The sequence below is a fragment of the Hymenobacter crusticola genome, assembly GCF_002154225.1.
GTDB lineage: Bacteria > Bacteroidota > Bacteroidia > Cytophagales > Hymenobacteraceae > Hymenobacter > Hymenobacter crusticola.
This window is the reverse complement of sequence record NZ_MTSE01000002.1, coordinates 265,978-283,033: the sequence shown is the minus strand read 5'-3', so window position 1 is coordinate 283,033 and position 17,056 is coordinate 265,978. Positions and strand designations below refer to the sequence as shown.

At 54.8% G+C, this 17,056-nt stretch carries 13 protein-coding genes; 9 read left to right on the top strand and 4 right to left on the bottom strand.

The window, feature by feature from the left end; genetic code table 11:
* Positions 1–31 precede the first annotated feature (31 nt).
* Positions 32–355: a rhodanese-like domain-containing protein gene (locus BXP70_RS04510; protein WP_086592833.1), complete on the top strand. Its 324-nt coding sequence runs from the start codon at positions 32–34 to the stop codon at positions 353–355.
* Between the two features lie 249 nt (positions 356–604).
* Here the strand turns inward: BXP70_RS04510 and BXP70_RS04505 are convergent, their stop codons facing one another.
* A complete protein-coding gene (locus BXP70_RS04505) occupies positions 605–1,864 on the bottom strand; it encodes an MFS transporter (protein ID WP_086592832.1) in 1,260 nt (419 codons plus the stop codon).
* Positions 1,865–1,906: 42 nt separating this feature from the next.
* On the bottom strand, positions 1,907–2,344 hold the full coding sequence (locus BXP70_RS04500) for a MarR family winged helix-turn-helix transcriptional regulator (protein WP_086592831.1): 438 nt from the start codon (positions 2,342–2,344) through the stop codon (positions 1,907–1,909).
* Positions 2,345–2,496: 152 nt separating this feature from the next.
* On the opposite strand from BXP70_RS04500, the gene hrpB reads away from it, so the two are divergent.
* Together hrpB and BXP70_RS04490 are read left to right on the top strand one after the other, a co-directional pair.
* Positions 2,497–5,031 (top strand): ATP-dependent helicase HrpB, encoded by a 2,535-nt coding sequence (gene hrpB / locus BXP70_RS04495; protein ID WP_086592830.1) that lies wholly within the window; start codon positions 2,497–2,499, stop codon positions 5,029–5,031.
* A gap of 72 nt (positions 5,032–5,103) precedes the next feature.
* Positions 5,104–5,877: a DUF2490 domain-containing protein gene (locus BXP70_RS04490; RefSeq protein ID WP_086592829.1), complete on the top strand. Its 774-nt coding sequence runs from the start codon at positions 5,104–5,106 to the stop codon at positions 5,875–5,877.
* A 29-nt stretch (positions 5,878–5,906) separates the two neighbouring features.
* Here BXP70_RS04490 and BXP70_RS04485 read toward each other — a convergent pair whose 3' ends face one another.
* On the bottom strand, positions 5,907–6,743 hold the full coding sequence (locus tag BXP70_RS04485; RefSeq protein WP_086592828.1) for an FRG domain-containing protein: 837 nt from the start codon (positions 6,741–6,743) through the stop codon (positions 5,907–5,909).
* Positions 6,744–6,982: 239 nt separating this feature from the next.
* Positions 6,983–7,831: an oxidoreductase gene (locus tag BXP70_RS04480; RefSeq protein ID WP_086592827.1), complete on the bottom strand. Its 849-nt coding sequence runs from the start codon at positions 7,829–7,831 to the stop codon at positions 6,983–6,985.
* A 290-nt stretch (positions 7,832–8,121) separates the two neighbouring features.
* On the opposite strand from BXP70_RS04480, the gene guaB reads away from it, so the two are divergent.
* The 6 genes from guaB to BXP70_RS04450 all read left to right on the top strand — a co-directional run bounded on the left by guaB (position 8,122) and on the right by BXP70_RS04450 (position 17,048).
* Positions 8,122–9,594, top strand: a complete 1,473-nt coding sequence (guaB, locus tag BXP70_RS04475) for an IMP dehydrogenase (protein WP_086592826.1) — start codon at positions 8,122–8,124, stop codon at positions 9,592–9,594.
* Between the two features lie 374 nt (positions 9,595–9,968).
* Positions 9,969–12,065: a PP2C family protein-serine/threonine phosphatase gene (locus BXP70_RS04470; RefSeq protein WP_086592825.1), complete on the top strand. Its 2,097-nt coding sequence runs from the start codon at positions 9,969–9,971 to the stop codon at positions 12,063–12,065.
* A gap of 14 nt (positions 12,066–12,079) precedes the next feature.
* Positions 12,080–12,409, top strand: coding sequence for an STAS domain-containing protein (locus BXP70_RS04465; RefSeq protein WP_086592824.1), 330 nt, complete (start codon positions 12,080–12,082; stop codon positions 12,407–12,409).
* 19 nt (positions 12,410–12,428) lie between these two features.
* Positions 12,429–12,842, top strand: a complete 414-nt coding sequence (locus tag BXP70_RS04460; RefSeq protein WP_086592823.1) for an ATP-binding protein — start codon at positions 12,429–12,431, stop codon at positions 12,840–12,842.
* 241 nt (positions 12,843–13,083) lie between these two features.
* Positions 13,084–15,372 (top strand): peptidylprolyl isomerase, encoded by a 2,289-nt coding sequence (locus tag BXP70_RS04455; RefSeq protein WP_086592822.1) that lies wholly within the window; start codon positions 13,084–13,086, stop codon positions 15,370–15,372.
* 284 nt (positions 15,373–15,656) lie between these two features.
* Positions 15,657–17,048 (top strand): peptidylprolyl isomerase, encoded by a 1,392-nt coding sequence (locus BXP70_RS04450; RefSeq protein ID WP_086592821.1) that lies wholly within the window; start codon positions 15,657–15,659, stop codon positions 17,046–17,048.
* Positions 17,049–17,056 lie beyond the last annotated feature (8 nt).

Here is a 17,056-nt window from a genome sequence, read left to right as displayed (position 1 = left end):
TCTTTTTACTTGCCTTCCTAGCTGCCTACTTATGCTCCCTGAACTCACACCCGAAGCTCTCCACGCCCGGCTCCAACAGGGAGAAGCCCTACAGCTTATCGACGTACGCGAGCCGGAGGAATACGCCTACTGCCGCATCGAAGGCAGCCTTCTGATTCCGCTCGGGGAAGTAGCGCAGCGCGCCGACGAAATTGACCCCGACCAGCCGACTGTGCTCATCTGCCACCACGGCGTGCGCTCCATGCAAGCGCTGGCGTATCTGCAACACCGGCACGGCCTAACGAACCTGCTAAACCTGCGCGGGGGCATTCACGCCTGGAGCCTGCGCGTCGACCCGACGGTGGCCGTGTATTAGGAGTGGCTAAACGGCTGCGTGAGAAGGTCCTTTTGATGCAGCTAGCACGCTAACGATGTTGTCGGTCGCATCGATTTCGCTGATGCGCCTACTTGTAGGAGCGCAGCAAGCAGCTTGTTAGCATTTGCCAAGACTTCGCCAGTAGAACCAACGAGCGGTAGTTGTAAGATGCCGTTTTGTAAGTCGACCAAGCCGAGGGCAGTTACTATTGAGCTAAAAGAGGTTACGTGTGTAACAAAGAGTCTCGCCTTAGCCGGCTACTTCGACTACCAGCGCAGGCGACGTTGGAGAGAGTTGCTGAGCTAGCTTCTCTTTGCGTAGCGCCTGCACATGCAGCATCCCGATCAGCAATGCCACGATGCCTTCCACCAACACCGTATTTTGCACGCCGATGCGCTGCGACAACGCCCCCACCAGCAAACTACCTAGGGGCAACAACCCTGCGTAAGACAACACATACAAGCTAAGCACGCGGCCTCGCAGAGCCAGTGGCACCGTGGTTTGCAGCAGCGTATTGCTAATAGTGAGTTGCGTTACCATCCCAAAAGCGCCGAACACCAACGACAGCAGCGCCACCACATACCACGGCATATGCGAGTACAGCACCAGCCCCGCACCGAGGATAAAGGTATTCGCAGTGAGCAGTTTTTTCAGGTTAGTGCCCGGTTTGCGCGAAGCCAGAAAGAACGCCCCGATAAAAGCCCCTAGCCCCACAGCGCCTTCTAGCATGCCAAACGTGGTGGCCGTGCCGTGAAAAATATCTTTGGCGTACACCGGCAGCAACGTGGTAAACGGCAGCACAAACAGGCTAATAAGTGACAACATGACGATGATATGCCGAATAGCGGGCGTGTTGGCTACGTAGCGTAGTCCCTCGCGCAGCTCTTCCAACATGCTTTTCGTGCGCAGCTTAGCCTCATACACCGGCAGCTTCAACGACAAAAGCGAACCAATAACGGCCACGAAGCTTACCGCGTTCAGGCCGAAGCAGGCCACAGACCCTAGCTTTTCCAGCGCAAAGCCCGCAAAAGCCGGACCTAGCAGTTGAGCTAGGGTTACCATAGAAGAGTTCAGCGCCAAGGCGTTGGGCAAGTCTTGCTTGTCTTCCACCAGTTCTGGCACCAGCGACTGACGGGTGGGCACATCAAACGCGTTGATAATACCGAGCACCACACTCAAGGCGATAATCCCCCAAACGGCGTTGGGCCTAAAAAAGACCAACAACGTCAGCAGGAGTGCTTGCACCATCGACAGGGCTTGCGTGAGCAGCAGCACGCGGTAACGATGGTAACGGTCGGCCACGCCCCCACCTAGGAAGGAGAAAATAGCCGCGGGAAAGAGCGTCGCAAACACGCTTACGCCGAGCATAAACTTAGAGTGCGTTAGCGAATACACCACCCAGCTAACGGCCGTTTTCTGCATCCAGGTACCAAGCAAAGAGAGGGACTGTCCAGCAAAAAACAAGCGGTAATTGCGGCTACGAAACGCGCGAAAAGTACCTGAGTTCATACGTAATAGCTTGGTGGTCTGCTAGGTTTAAGCACCTGCCTTTTATAAATCAACGAGTTTGGTCAGGACCGGCAGAACTTGGCGCACGCTGGCTAGCTCCTCAATCGAGCAGGATTCTTTTAGGGCGACATGCAGCCACTCATCTACCTCCAGGCGCACATTCTCTAACAACACGCGCCCTTCCTGCGAAAGCGCAATACCTACTTTGCGCTTATCCGTTTCTAGCGGTTGCCGCGTGATATATCCTAGCTCGGTCAAATGCCTCAGAACCTGCGACATGGCCTGGGTTGTTACTTTCTCTCTGGCTGCTAGCTCGGTGGGTTGTAGTTGCTGGTGCTGGTCGAGCAGCTTAAGCACGGCCCGCTCGGTAAGTGAAATTTTTGCGTGTGTTGGTGATTGACCGCGGAGCTTCTTGATTAGCCGGAATATCACCGTTCGCAACTCGGCTGCCAGCTGCACAGCATCAGATTGTTCACCCATTTAACAAAGTACCTTTAGTAAGTAACTTAACAAAGTAACAATATTACATTGGTAGGGTTGCAACAACCTGACCTAAAAATCTTGCAGAGGAAAGTCCTGGGTGCGGCGTCGTATTTTTGCACGCCAGCTCTTCACCCCATTACTACTTTCGCATGCTCCCCGACCTTCCCATCCGGGCCGCCCTACCAGAATTACTTGCCACGCTGGGCGCCACCAACTGCGCCGTACTGCAAGCACCGCCGGGGGCGGGCAAAACAACTGTGGTGCCGCTAGCTCTACTAGGAGCCGACTGGATGCCAGCAGAGGGTCGCATTATCGTGCTGGAGCCGCGTCGCTTGGCTGCCCGAGCAGCGGCTACCCGTATGGCTAGCTTGCTAGGTGAGCCCGTGGGTCAAACCGTGGGTTACCGGGTGCGCTTAGAAAGCAAGGTTTCAAGCAACACGCGCATCGAAGTCGCAACAGAAGTTATCCTGACGCGCATGCTGCAAGACGACCCTGCGTTGGAAGGCGTAGCGGCCGTGCTCTTCGATGAATTTCACGAGCGGAGTCTGCAAGCCGACCTAGGTCTGGCGCTGGCGCTAGACGCCCAAGCCGTACTCCGCCCCGATTTACGCCTGCTCATTATGAGTGCTACGCTGGAGGCTGAGCGGCTAGGCACTTGGCTCGGCGCGCCGGTGGTGCGCAGCGCGGGCCTACAACATCCCGTGGCCACGCATTACCTAGCTCCAGCTCGCTTAGCGGCAACCAGCAACCGCCCCCACGAGCGCCTCGCTGTCCTTGCGCCCGCCACCGTGCGGGAAGCGTTATCCCAACATGCCGGCGACGTGCTCGTGTTCTTGCCCGGCCTTGCCGACCAGCGCCGCGCCGCCGAGAAGCTCGCTGGCACGCTGCCCGCCACCGTCGATGTGCACGTGCTGCACGGCGAATTACCCGCCGAGCAACAAGACGCTGCCCTACGCCCGTCGGTAGTGGGTCGGCGCAAGGTGGTGCTGGCCACCAGCATCGCCGAAACAAGCTTAACGATTGAAGGTGTGCAGGTGGTAGTGGATGGCGGCTACGCCCGCGTGCCGCACTTTGAGCCGCGCACGGGGCTTACGTCTCTCGAAACAGTACCCGTGAGCCAAGCTGCCGCCGACCAGCGCCGCGGCCGGGCGGGACGCCTAGGGCCCGGCACCTGCTACCGCCTCTGGACCGAAGCCGAACACACCCAGCATCCGGCCCACCTCCCCCCCGAAATTCTGACCGCTGATCTAAGTGGGCTAGCCTTGGAGCTGGCTCTTTGGGGAGTACAGGATGCTTCTAACTTGCGCTGGCTCGATGCCCCACCGGCTGCGCCCCTAGCCCAAGCCCGCGACCTACTGGTACGCTTAGGTGCTTTGCTGCCAACGGGCCAACCTTCTGCGCATGGCCGCACGCTGGCAGGCCTAGGGTTGGTGCCCCGCCTGGGACACTTAGTAATTCGAGGCAAGGAAGCAGGCCACGGTGCCACGGCCTGCGCGCTAGCGGCCTTGCTCACTGAACGCGACTTGCTGCGCCTCCCCGACGGCACCACCACGCCCCCCGATTTGCGCCTACGCTTGGAAGCTGTGGCAACTGGCCGCTCACCCCTACCCGGCTTGGTACCCGACCACGGCGCGCTGCACCGCATACGCGAAGCAGCCGCCGTGCTACGACACCGGGCGGGCATCACTTCGACGTCCTTGGAGCCCGATGCCACTGGCCTGCTCGCGGCCCTTGCCTACCCCGACCGCCTCGCCCAACGTGAGTCGCCGGAGCGGGTGCGCCTCGTCACGGGGCAGCGGGCAATGTTACCAGCCGAATATTTCGGGCGCGATGATGTGTTCTTTGCCGTAGCGCACCTCGACGGTCCGCCCACTGCACCACGTGCTGCCCTGGCGGCTCCCCTCGACCGCGCTGAGCTAGAGCAGTACTTCGCCGACCTAATCGAGACTAGCGAGGAGGTAACGTGGGACGCTGCCAATGGCCGCGTGGCCGCCCGACGCCGTCGGCGCTTAGGAGCGCTCAATCTTTCGGAAAGCGCTTTGCCCAGCCCCAGCCCCGAAGCAGTAGAAGCCGCCCTGCTGGAGGGGCTACGAACGAATGGCCTAGGTCGGCTACCCTGGAGCGACGAGGCCCAGCAATTGCGGGCGCGGCTAGCTTTCTTGCACAACCTAGCCCCGGCCGAGTGGCCCGAGGTGTCGGATGAAGCACTGCTGGCGCAACTAGAGGCGTGGCTTGGGCCTTACCTGCGCGGCGTCAAGTCGCTAGCGGAAGTGAACCGCCTCGATTTGCGCCAAGCCCTACTTGCGTGGTTGCCGGGCGGCTGGGGCCAGCAACAGGAACTTGACCGCCTAGCCCCAACCCACCTCGCTGTACCCACGGGCTCACGCATCACCCTCGATTATACCGACCCTACGGCGCCCGTGCTGGCAGTGCGCTTGCAAGAAGTGTTCGGCCTGCTTGATACGCCTGTGGTAGGTGGCGGACGGGTGCCACTCACGCTGCACCTGCTGTCGCCGGGCTACCGACCGGTACAGGTCACGCGGGACTTGCGCAGCTTTTGGGCTAATGGCTACTTCGAGGTGCGCAAGGATATGCGCGGCCGCTACCCTAAGCACTATTGGCCTGATAACCCCTTGGAGGCCGAACCTATGCGCGGCACTCGGAAGCAGAATGGGCTGAAGTAAGTCAGAGTTTTGGCGTGATCCATCTTTTACAGGTGCTTACCGTAAAGGTTACCTGATCAGACTCCGCTCCTCATGCCCGCCTTTTTTTCTAGCGTAGTCAAACGCCCCCTCGGTATTGCCTTCTTGGCTTTGGTCATTAGCGTGACAGCGCACGGGCAAAACCCTGTGCAGGGCCGCCTTAGTGACCGAAATAACAATGCGTGGTTGATGTTTTACAGCGATGCCCGCGTTAGTCAGCGGTGGAGTGTGCACACTGAGTTTCAGTACCGGCGCACCAATTTCTTGCGCGACCCACAACAATACTTTTACCGGGCCGGGCTGAACTATCACGCGTCCGAAAAGCTGATGCTCACGGCCGGCTATGTCTACTTATTGTCTTTGCCCTACGGTGACTATCCGGCCGAAGGCCGCTCGCGTGAGCGACGCTTCTACCAGCAGTTGCAGCTCAACGAAACGTATGGCAAGCTGGAAATCATGCACCGCTTTCGCCAAGAACAACGCTGGATTCGCGATGCGGGCGCCGATACCTACAAAATCTCCAACCGCAGCCGCTACCGTATTCAGCCTACGCTATCCATCAAGGGCAAAAGCGGGGACCCGAACACGCTATACATCACCGCCTACGATGATATTTTTATCAACTACGGGCCCAACGTGAAGCAGAACATCTTCAACCAGAACCGGCTTTATGGTGCCCTAGGCTACCAGTTTACGTCTGCTACGTCTTTGGAGCTAGGGTACCTTTACCAAATCGTGCAACACGACGACGGGCAGGTATTTGAGTACAATCACACTCTACAAGCCGGTCTGACCGTGAACCCCGATTTTCGAAAAAACAAGCCGTAGTACGGTCGTGACAAATCACACTTCCTATTCTACCCTGGTCCTTGCTCCAAATCATTAGTTGCGGACCTCCCGTAGGCCGAGCTGTAGTGCCGGTGCAGCCACCGACTCAGGCCACCTAGCCCCGGAAAGAGCACTCGCTCCGTGATATTCGCCTGGTCGAGCTTATCGCGTACTTCCCACTTCAGGCTCGCCGGAATGATGATGCGGAAATACAAGTCAGGGTGCTCTTTAAGCCAGTCGTGCAGGTGCGTGTCAGCCGTCGACATGAGTGCGAACAGCGCATATTGGTGCACGATGCGCTCATCCAGGGAAGGCGGCTCCAAGAACAAGACGAATGGCTCGGGTTGCATTTGAGCTAGGTCGCGCAGCGTAGGGCACACGGGCTCCAATATTTCCGGAGTGAATACGTTGGAGCCTTCCTGGCGAATTGCTTCGCGCAGGGGCGAAGGCAGACTTTCGGCAGCTTTCACGTAGTTGAGCGCCCAAATCACACCGTCTTCGTGGTATGCTTCTAAGTCGTCAGTGGCAAAATGGAGGGCGACATAGGGCGAATAGGTCCAGTCGAGCAGGCGTGTGGGCAAGCCGTGGTGTTGTGCCAGAGCCAGCCAATTCCAAATGGACGTTTCCGAATCGGCGGCGTGCCGGGCGTACTTGCGAAAGTTGCGCAGCAGGTGATGCTCTAGCAAGGCAAAGTCGCCCCCTAGGCGCACCAGACTAGTGGTAAGCGTGTACGTATGCGAGCGAAGGCCACGGTAAACGAAGGGCGAGCGATAGCGCCCAATTCGCCCGTCCCAGGTGTCGCGGAACAGCACATGCTGCAGCTCTTCCCACGAGCGAACGTGGAAGTCATTAAGGCTCGAATGCACGGTAAAATCGGTTGGATTCTTTTCAAATACGGCAAACCTGCTTGCGTGGGCAAGCTGAACGGAAGGCCAGACGTACTATTTACAATTTCTTTAAATACGCCAAGCGACACTACGCCATACCGTTTCGCGCATAAGCTAGCCCCACAAAAAGCGCCTACCGCTCTCAGCGATAGGCGCTTTTTGTGGGGCTAGGAAGGGGTTACAACCGGGAGCAATCCGGGCAGACCAATAAACTACGCTTACTCCCCTTCCGGGAAATCGGCCGCGTTGCCAATAGCGGCTACGCTTTCCAATTCCTGCAAGAGGTTCGTGAACTTGTCGCGGGCGCCTTTCACAGCCGCTTTTCCCAACGGCAGGTGCAGCGGCGGATTTTCCTGGTTCACTACATCGTACATTGCCTGGGCCGCGCGCACTGGGTCGCCAGGCTGCTTGCCACTGTAGCTCTGAATGCCTTTGAGGTTTTCGCCTACTGTAGGCCGGTAATCGTCGATGCTGGTATCAGCGAAAGTAGCCGAACGACCAGCCCAGTCGGTGCGGAAGCCGCTAGGTTCGATGTTCGTTACCTTGATGCCCAATGGACCCACCTGCTGAGCTAGGCTCTCGCCAATGGCTTCCAAGGCAAACTTGCTGGCATTGTAAACGCCCACGCCGGGGAACGTTTTCAAGCCTCCAATGCTGGTAATATTGAGTACGTGGCCGCTTTTCTGCTGGCGCAGGTGGGGTAAAGCGGCCCGCAATACGTGCAGCGGCCCGAACACATTCACGTCGAACTGACGCTGGACTTCCTCGGCCGTTATTTCTTCAATGCTACCCATGGAGCCATAGCCAGCATTATTTACTACCACATCGAGGTGGCCAAATACATTGATAGCAGTTTGCACAGCTTCCTTTACCTGCTGCTCATTGGTTACGTCGGCTATTACGCCGTGCGCGCGGCCATCGGCCTTCTGGGAGAAAACTTCTGCTTGCTCGCCATTGCGAAAGGTCGCTACTACTTGGTCACCTTTATCGAGCACGAAGCTAGCTAAGGCTTCGCCGAAACCGGTAGAAGCCCCCGTGATAAACCATACTTTGGAAGATGTTGCCATGAACGTGTTACAAAAACGTGGTGAATAGAAGGCAGCCTAGTATGCTGCACTTGCCTTGCTTCAACTCCAATAGCTGGGGCTAGGTTTTCAGACGGGCGTGTAACTGCAGGGGCTCCCCTGAAAAACCACGAAGCGGCCTTGCTGTCGCCCTTCTTCGGGCAGAGCACCACGCCCTAGCTTTTGTAGGTAAGCGTTGGGGCTTTTTATATTGACAATACATTCATAATGTGCAAGCCAAATTTTCGCCGTATCTTTGTCCGGCAATAAGAAGTACCTAAACTCTTGTTGCTATGGCCGACCAGCCCGCCAAAATTGCCTTCGAGGCGCTTACCTACGACGACGTTCTGCTGCTACCTGCCTATTCGGAGGTATTGCCCCGCGACGCCGACACCAGCTCCCAGCTCACCCGTAACATCCGTCTGAACCTGCCTTTCCTTTCGGCAGCCATGGATACCGTCACCGAATCAGAGCTAGCTATTGCTATGGCTCAAGAAGGTGGCATCGGCATTATTCACAAGAACATGAGCATCCGGGCGCAAGCCGAGCAAGTGCGCCGCGTGAAGCGCTCGGAGAGCGGTATGATCTTGGAACCCTTTACCTTAGAGGAGCACGCCACCCTAGGTGACGCTAAGCAGCTCATGCGTGACAACAAGATCGGGGGTATTCCGATCGTGGATGCCGAACGGCGCTTAAAAGGGATCCTGACCAACCGTGACTTGCGCTTTGAAAAGGATATGACACGTCCCGTAGCGGAGGTGATGACCAAGGACAAGCTCGTGACGGCTGAGGCTGGCACTGAGCTAGCAATTGCCGAAGAGATTCTACAAGACTCCAAAGTCGAAAAGCTCCCTGTCGTTGACCCACAAGGCCGGCTAGTGGGACTCATTACCTACCGTGATATCCGCAAGCGTCGTCGGTCTCCAAATGCATGCAAAGACCAGTATGGCCGCCTGCGGGTAGGCGCGGCCGTAGGGGTTACGCCCGATTTACTCGATCGAGTAGCTGCCCTCGTAGAAGCAGGCGTAGACGTAGTGAGCGTGGATACGGCTCACGGCCACTCCAAAGGCGTCCTCGACGCGGTGCGCAACATCAAGACTGCTTTCCCGAACCTGGAAGTTATTGCCGGCAACGTGGCAACAGCCGAAGGGGCCCGCGCCCTCGCCGACGCCGGTGCCGATGCCGTAAAAGTGGGGGTTGGACCTGGCTCTATCTGCACTACCCGCATCATTGCCGGTATTGGGGTACCGCAGCTTTCGGCAGTGATAGAAGCCGCTCGGGGTTTAGAAGGCACTGGTATTCCGCTGATTGCTGATGGAGGTATTAAGTTTTCGGGCGATGCTGTGAAAGCGTTGGCTGGTGGTGCCTCCTCCGTGATGATTGGCTCAATGCTAGCCGGCACCGAAGAAGCACCTGGTGAAGTAATCATCTACGAAGGCCGTAAGTACAAGAATTACCGCGGCATGGGCTCCGTGGAGGCCATGGAAGAAGGCTCCAAAGACCGCTACTTCCAAGACGCCGAAGATGATGTTAAGAAACTAGTGCCCGAAGGCATTGTGGGCCGCGTGCCGTTCAAAGGAGCCGTCAGCGAAATTCTATACCAGCTGGCTGGCGGCTTGCGGGCAGGCATGGGCTACTGTGGGGCCGCTACCATTGAGAAGCTCCAGCAGGCCCGCATGGTGCGCATCACGAATGCAGGTCTGCGCGAGAGCCATCCGCACGATGTGCAGATCACGCGCGAAGCACCAAATTACAGCAGCCGCTAAGTAATCTTCCTTCCTTATCCTAGCATAATCCTACTTTGCCGCACTGGCAAGTAGGATTATGTACTTTTTGAACACTTGCTTTCTCATAGCTAAGTCAGTAAAAACACTTACAGCTAAGCAGAAATACGTACTAGTCAGACTAGCATTTTCTGGCGCGTCGGTTATTGAGTTACTTGGACTCCGAAGAAAAAACTCTGATTTGTTAAATTATAGCTACTAAGAATACTTTTTCGCGCCTTGCTTGCTTCTGCGTTTTACTAATCCGGTTGTAGCTACGCACAAACGAATTTGCGCCGGAAAGCTTATCTTGCCAATTCATTATGCTTTATTGTCTTTGACAGTGAAAGCAAAAAAACTGTACTTTACCTTACTTCATGACAATTCGCCAGAAGCTTGAAACGGCATTTTTGCCGCTAATGCTGCTGAGTTGGATGGTGTTGCTCGTTAGTACGCTGCTGCACGCAAGTCCGGCTGCTGCTAGCCGCTTTGGTATCCCCCCCAATTGGATAACACTAACGGCTCAGGCAGTTTTTGTAGCTGCCGTTTTCGGCTATCAGCGGGCGCAACCAAACCTACTGCGCGGCACTGATTTCGTTGGCTTACTACGGCGGTTGGTGCTCGGCCCTGGACTCTTAGCCACTGTTTGCGTAGGGCTGCATCTGCTTGAACGAGTAGTACAATTTAAACATGCTGCCACCGACCGCACATTCTTCGCCATTGTTTACACAGTCAACCTAGGGCTGTTTGTCATCTTTTTGGCCTTCACCAATTATGCCTGGCGGTCGTTGGTGCTGTTTCGAGCTTCCGAGCGCCTACAACGCGAGTGGCTGTGGTTTGAAGTGTTGCTCGGAGTTACGTTACTGTTTCGGCTCATCAGCTGGCAGTTTCCTTTGTACTTCACGCTACCGGTCCTAGGGGCGCTAGCTTTTTTCGGCGTGTACTTGAGTGGCAATCAGAAGTGGGTTGCTTACCTCAACCGCCGGCAAAAGCTAGAGGCAGTGCTGCTGCAAGGTGCTATCCTGATGAGTATGACCATCTTCGTGGCGTACTTTCTGCGCATCGAGCAAGACCCACGCCTGGTAGCACCTGCCTCACAACACGCCTTCTTAGTACTCACCGTCTTCTTTGCTACGTTCTACGCCGTAATGGGCTTGCTCGTCACGTTGTTTAATTTGCCAACGGCCGGCGTCTTCGAGCAGAAAAGAGAAGAGATTCTAAGCTTGCAACGCCTGACCCAGCTTATTCAACGCGGGCAAACAGAGGAGGAAGTGTATGCCATGCTCTTCGACTCTGCGGTACAAACGGTAGAAGCCGACGCAGCTTGGCTCGATATACTCGAAGAAGACACCCTCACAACGTATCAACGGCATAACATCGCAGAAGCCGATTCAGTCGCCATCCGCCGCTTGCTCGCCGACTACAACCTAGGCCAGATTGAGTATCTGAACAACGATCTTAATAACAGTAGTGGTTTTCGGGCACTCGGCCTAGAGTTTGAAGCGTTGATTGTGATGCCTTTGCGCTCTACTAAGCGCAACTATGGCACGCTTTATCTGCTCAAACGCCAACGGCAAGGGTTCGACCGCGAGAACATGAGCATCTTGCAGACTTTTACTAGTCAGACGGTACTCAGCATCGAGAACTTGCAGCTCATGGCTAGGTCCATTCAGAATGAGCGGGTACAGGAGGAGCTGAAGATTGCCTCGTCCGTGCAAGACAGCCTGATTCCTAAAAACCTACCTACTGATAACTGGTTCGAAATCAGCTCGCACGCCCTAGCCGCGAAGGAAGTCGGCGGCGACTTCTACGACTTTCTGCACCTGCCAGGTCGCCGGCTGGCTATCCTCATCGGCGACGTTTCGGGCAAGGGCGTTACGGCAGCCTTCCATATGGCCCAGATGAAAGGCATCTTTCACGCGCTGATGCAGGAAAACCCCCTAGCTCGCTCGGAGCGTGAGAAGTTTCCGGTACCTAGCAAGTTCATGTCGATGGCTAACACGGCGCTGGTGCACTGCCTGGAAAAGTCATCCTTTATCACAGCCTCGCTCTACATCATTGATTATGAGCACGGTGGTTTTGTGTTTGCGCGCGCTGGCCATTGCCACACGCTCTATTACCATTCCATTAAAGAGGAAGTGTCTTACTTCCGCACGGCTGGCTTAGGACTCGGCATCATCCGGAACGAATCGTACGAACGCCACATCAAGAACCAGTTTTACGACTACAACCCGGGTGACGTGATGGTAATCTACACCGACGGCATTGTCGAAGCGCGTGCAGCTGACCAATCGGAGTACGGTGAGGAGCGGCTGAAACAAATGCTGGAACGTACGTACTATCTGAGCGCCGACGAAATTAAAACGCAGATCCTGGACGACTTAGCCGAGTTCAGCCGTGGGCAGCCTATTCACGACGATCAAACCCTGCTCGTTATCAAGTTTCGCGCCTCTCAACCCGAACCTGGCATCTAACGTAGAGCACCCGTATGAAAGTGACTCAACAAGCTTCCGATAACATTCTTACGCTCATTCTCGACGGAGAGCTGGACGCTAGTTCTTCTGTGCTGCTCGACACGGAACTGGCCAAACCAGAGATTCTGAACTACCAGAAAGTTCTGATTGACTGCCAGCGCCTGAATTATATTTCTTCGGCGGGCTTGGGCGTTTTTATCTCGCACTTGCAAAGCTTTCAGGACGCTGGCGTGAAGCTAGTGTTCTTCAACATGCAGGAGAAAGTGCACAACGTGTTTGAAATCTTGGGGTTGGACGCCCTCATGACTATTGTACCATCAGCGGCAGAAGCTACAGCTATCTGATCAGGAGCGAGTGTTGAGAATGAGAAACGCTATTAGAATCAGCTGTAATCGCCGCAACCTAAAGGTCGTGCGCGATTTCGTTACGGCTTTTTTGAATACGTATCATCTCTCTGATGTGCTGCTCAACCAGCTATTGGTGGCGGTAGATGAAGTAGTGGCTAACCTGATTATCCACGCAAACGCTGAGGATGAGTCCCAGTTTTTAGACCTAGCTTTGGCAGTTGAGAACCATACCTTCTCCATTGAAATAGAAGACGGCAGCAACCACTCATACACGCCTTCTTCTTTCCGCGAGCCTGATTTACCTGAATTTATCCGTCTCGGCAAGAAAGGAGGAGTAGGCATGGCTCTCGTCAACCGAATCATGGACAAGGTGGAGTTCGAAAGCGCTAATAATCATAACGTCTGTCGCCTCTACAAGCGCCTAAGCTAATACCACATAGGCGCTGCTCTTTTACTACGATGTTCCCTTTTGAGCCTGCTTCACCCGAAAGCAGGCTCTTTCTTTTTCTGGGCTACTATGGCCTAGGTCAGCTTTACAATCCTATTCCGTATCCTAATCCTACAAGGCGTGGGAGAGCCAAGAAAAAATCCGTAAAATTGCAACAGTCAGCCGGTCACGCTCTTTTCATAATTACTATTACCGACTGCTCTTTCAGATTCTTATTTCCCGTATGCACAAACGCATCTTGTACGCTGGCTTTGCTGCCGGCGCGCTGCTGGCCGGGTGCCAGTCTACTAAACCGACTACTACCGCTAAACAGCCCGTACTGGAAACCCTAGGTACCCACGAGGTTCCTGCCTCGGAGTTTGCGTACGTCTACCGCAAGAATAATAGTGCGGCGCCCGAATTTGGGACGAAGCCCAGCGTAACGGAATACTTAGACCTGTATACCAACTTCAAATTAAAAGTACTGGAAGCTGAGCAGCGCGGCCTCGATACCACGCAAGCCTTCAAGCAGGAGCTTGCCGGCTACAAGCAGCAGTTAGCGCAACCTTACCTCACCGAGAAAAGCGTAACCGACCAGCTTGTGCGGGAAGCTTACGATCGGATGAGCAAGGAAATCAGCGCTTCTCACATCCTGATTCGGGTGGCGCCTGATGCCGACCCAAAGGATACTTTGGCAGCCTACCAAAAGACTACGGCCCTGCGCCAACGCATAACTGGCGGCGAGGATTTCAACAAAATAGCCCGAGAAGCGTCGGAGGACCCATCGGCTCGCGAAAACGGTGGCAAGCTAGGGTACTTCACCGCCATGCAGATGGTGTATCCCTTTGAGTCGGCCGCGTACCGCACGCCAGTGGGGCAGGTGTCGCAGCCAGTGCGCACGCGTTTCGGCTACCACCTCATCAAGGTAAACGACGCTCGTCCAGCACAAGGCGAGATCAAAGTTGCCCACTTGATGATTCGGGCCACGCCAGGTCAGCCCAAAGCGGACTCGCTGACGGCCAAAAAGAAGATCGATGAGCTCTACAGCCGTTTGCAGCGCAAAGAGGATTGGGAAAAGCTAGTAACCCAGTTTTCGGAAGATGCGGGCTCGGCAGCCAACGGCGGAGAGCTTCCACCTTTCAGCACCGGCCGCATGATTCCTAGCTTTGAAGAGGCCGCCTTTAAGCTGCAAAAACCCGGTGACATTTCGGCACCCGTGCAAACTCCGTATGGCTGGCACATCATCAAGCTCATTGAAAAGCAAGCCATTCCGACGTTTGCTGCCATGGAGCCCACGCTGAAAAGCAAAGTAGCCAAGGATTCGCGCTCGGAGCTAAACCGCACGGCCTTTCTCAAGCGTATTCGCACAGAAAATCAATTCGTTGAGAACAAGGTCGGCAAGGACTACATTTTCAGCAAAGCTGACACCTCGCTGGTGAGCGGCCATTTCAAGTATACGACCCCAGCAGCGGCAACGAAAGCTAGCAAGGGCCCAAGCGACAACTCAACGTTGTTTACTATCCAAGGCAAGCCGTACCTAGCGAAAGATTTTCTAGCCTTTGTGCAGCAAAACCAACGCCCACGCACGGGTTCGGAGCCGCGTTATGCTATGCAACTGCTCTACGACCAATATGTAGATCAGAGCCTGACCGACTACGAAAAGGCCAACTTGGAAACCAAGCATGAGGACTACCGCATGCTGGTGAAGGAATACCGCGATGGTATTTTACTCTTCCAGCTGATGGATGAAAAAGTTTGGTCCAAAGCTATTGAAGACACGACTGGCTTGGAGAAGTTTTTCGCCGAAAACCAGAGCAAATACCAATGGGAGCCTCGCGTGCACGGCACGGTTATCAGCGCTGCCAGCCCCGACCTGCTCACGAAAGCGCAGCAGCAGATGAAATTTGGTGTGTATGCTGTGAAGGAAAACCCACTGTCGTCGCTACAGTTCAAAGGCAACACAACTGAACTGCTTCCTGCCAGCCAACTCGCCCTCGACCGCCTCGCTACCCAGCTTGCCACAGACACTACCTTGCTGCTGAACACGAGCAGCTTGCTGAAGCCCCGCAAAGAAGAAAGCGCGGCATTGGCCAAGCGCCGGTCGGCTAGCGTGCTTAATTATTTGAAGCAGAAAGGCGTTACGACCGAAAGCTTCTATACCCCGAAAGGTACTAGCGCTGCTCAAGCAGTGCTGTTCAGCACCAACCCAGCAATGCTAGAAGCTAGCTTGAATGAGCAGAACTCATTGGCTGTGCAGATTACGCAGCGCAACTTTCAGAAAGGTGATAACAAAGTAGTAGACGAGCTAATGAGCAAAGGCCCCGGCACTTACAATGTGCAGAAGGATGGCCGCTACTACGCCGTTACCATCGACAAAGCATTACCTGCAGGTCCCAAAACGTTGTCGGAAGCACGAGGACAAGCCACTTCCGACTACCAGAATTATCTGGAAAAGCAATGGGTTGCTCAGCTTCGCGAGAAGTACCCCGTGAAAATAAATCAGCCCGAAGTTGATAAGCTGGTAACTAAGTAAGCTGCTTCGATCTTTCTCAAACGCCCTGGCAAACCAACCAGGGCGTTTTATTTTTCCGATGCTTCGCCGCTGCTAGGTGCTCTATACGCAGCGTGCAACATTATTTTAGCGACGCATGCAACGTGGGCCTGTTTTAGCGGCTCTTGTTCAAAATGCCACTATCGGAGCGGCTTTTTGTCAGAGAAAGGATTTATGTTGAAATTTACCGGCTGCTTTGTGCGTTTGCAAAGCAACCTAGGTTTACAGAGCGAGCTAGCTCTTGGTGAACGTTATTACTTGATTCCATGACTCATTTTTCTCGTACGCCGGTTCGTGGGGCGCTGCTGAGCGTTTTCTTACTGGTTAGCACAACGGTTGCTAGTTTCGCGCAGTTGGGAATAGGCCGACCCGTAGGCAATAAGATGGTTGATGCCATCATCGTAAAGCTCGACAACCAAATCGTGCTTAAGTCGGACCTGGACGCTAGTTACGCTCAAGAGGAAGCTCGTGCCGAAGGCAAACCGCTGCCCCTTGATTTGCGTTGCCGTCTTCTACAAGGCATTGTTATGGGCAAGCTTATGCTAGCCAAAGCCGAAACGGACTCCGTTACGGTAACAGACGACCAAGTAAACGGCGAGTTAAATCGGCGCATGGCTTACTTCGTGCAGCAGATTGGCTCGGAGAAAAAGCTGGAAGAATTTTATAACAAGCCACTTAAGCAGCTCAAAGAAGATCTGCGCAGCCAAGTAAAAGATCAGCTTGTGCAGCAGAAAATGCAGGAGACGATTGCCGGCAAAGTAACCGTGACGCCGCGCGAAGTACGCCAGTACTTTAGCCGTATTCCGAAAGACAGCCTACCGTACTTTTCCACTGAAGTAGAAGTAGGCCAGATTGTAAAGCTAGCTCAGGTAAATCAGTCAGCTAAGCAAGCTACCATTGCGAAGCTCAACGACTTACGTGCCCGCATCCAGGCTGGTGAGAGTTTCGAGACACTGGCCAAGCAATTCTCCCAAGACCCCGGCTCGGCTGCTGAAGGCGGCTACATAGGCTTCTTCACGCGTAAAGACCTAGCACCCGAGTATTCGGCGGCAGCCTTGCGCTTAGAGCCTGGTCAAATGTCGCCGATTGTTGAATCGCAGTTTGGCTTTCACCTGATTCAGCTGATTGAGCGGAAAGGTGAGTCTTTCAGCACCCGTCACATCCTGATCAAGCCCGAAACAGGAAGTAAAGATGTGAACGAATCGGCGACACAGCTTACCAAACTTCGCAGCCGCATCCTAGCCGACAGCATTACCTTTGCGAAAGCGGCTAAGGACATCTCAGACGATAAACCCTCGGGCGCCAGTGGCGGTCTGCTCACCAATCGCCAGGATGGTAGCACTTACTTGCCACTTGACAAGCTAGACCCCGCTATCTTCTTCACGATTGACACCATGAAGGTGGGCCATATTACGCCGCCTCTCCCCTACCGTACTGATGACGGAAAGGATGCGATGCGTATCATTTGGCTGAAGTCGAATACGCCTCCCCACCAGGCCAACCTGAAGGACGACTACCAGAAGATTTCGCAAGCCGCCTTGAACGAAAAGAAAAATAAGGCCCTGGACGAATGGTTTAAACAAAACCGGGGTAGCGTGTTTATTGAGGTAGATCCTCAGTACACCGACTGCAAAGTACTTGCACCAACCACTCTTTAAAAATCAGG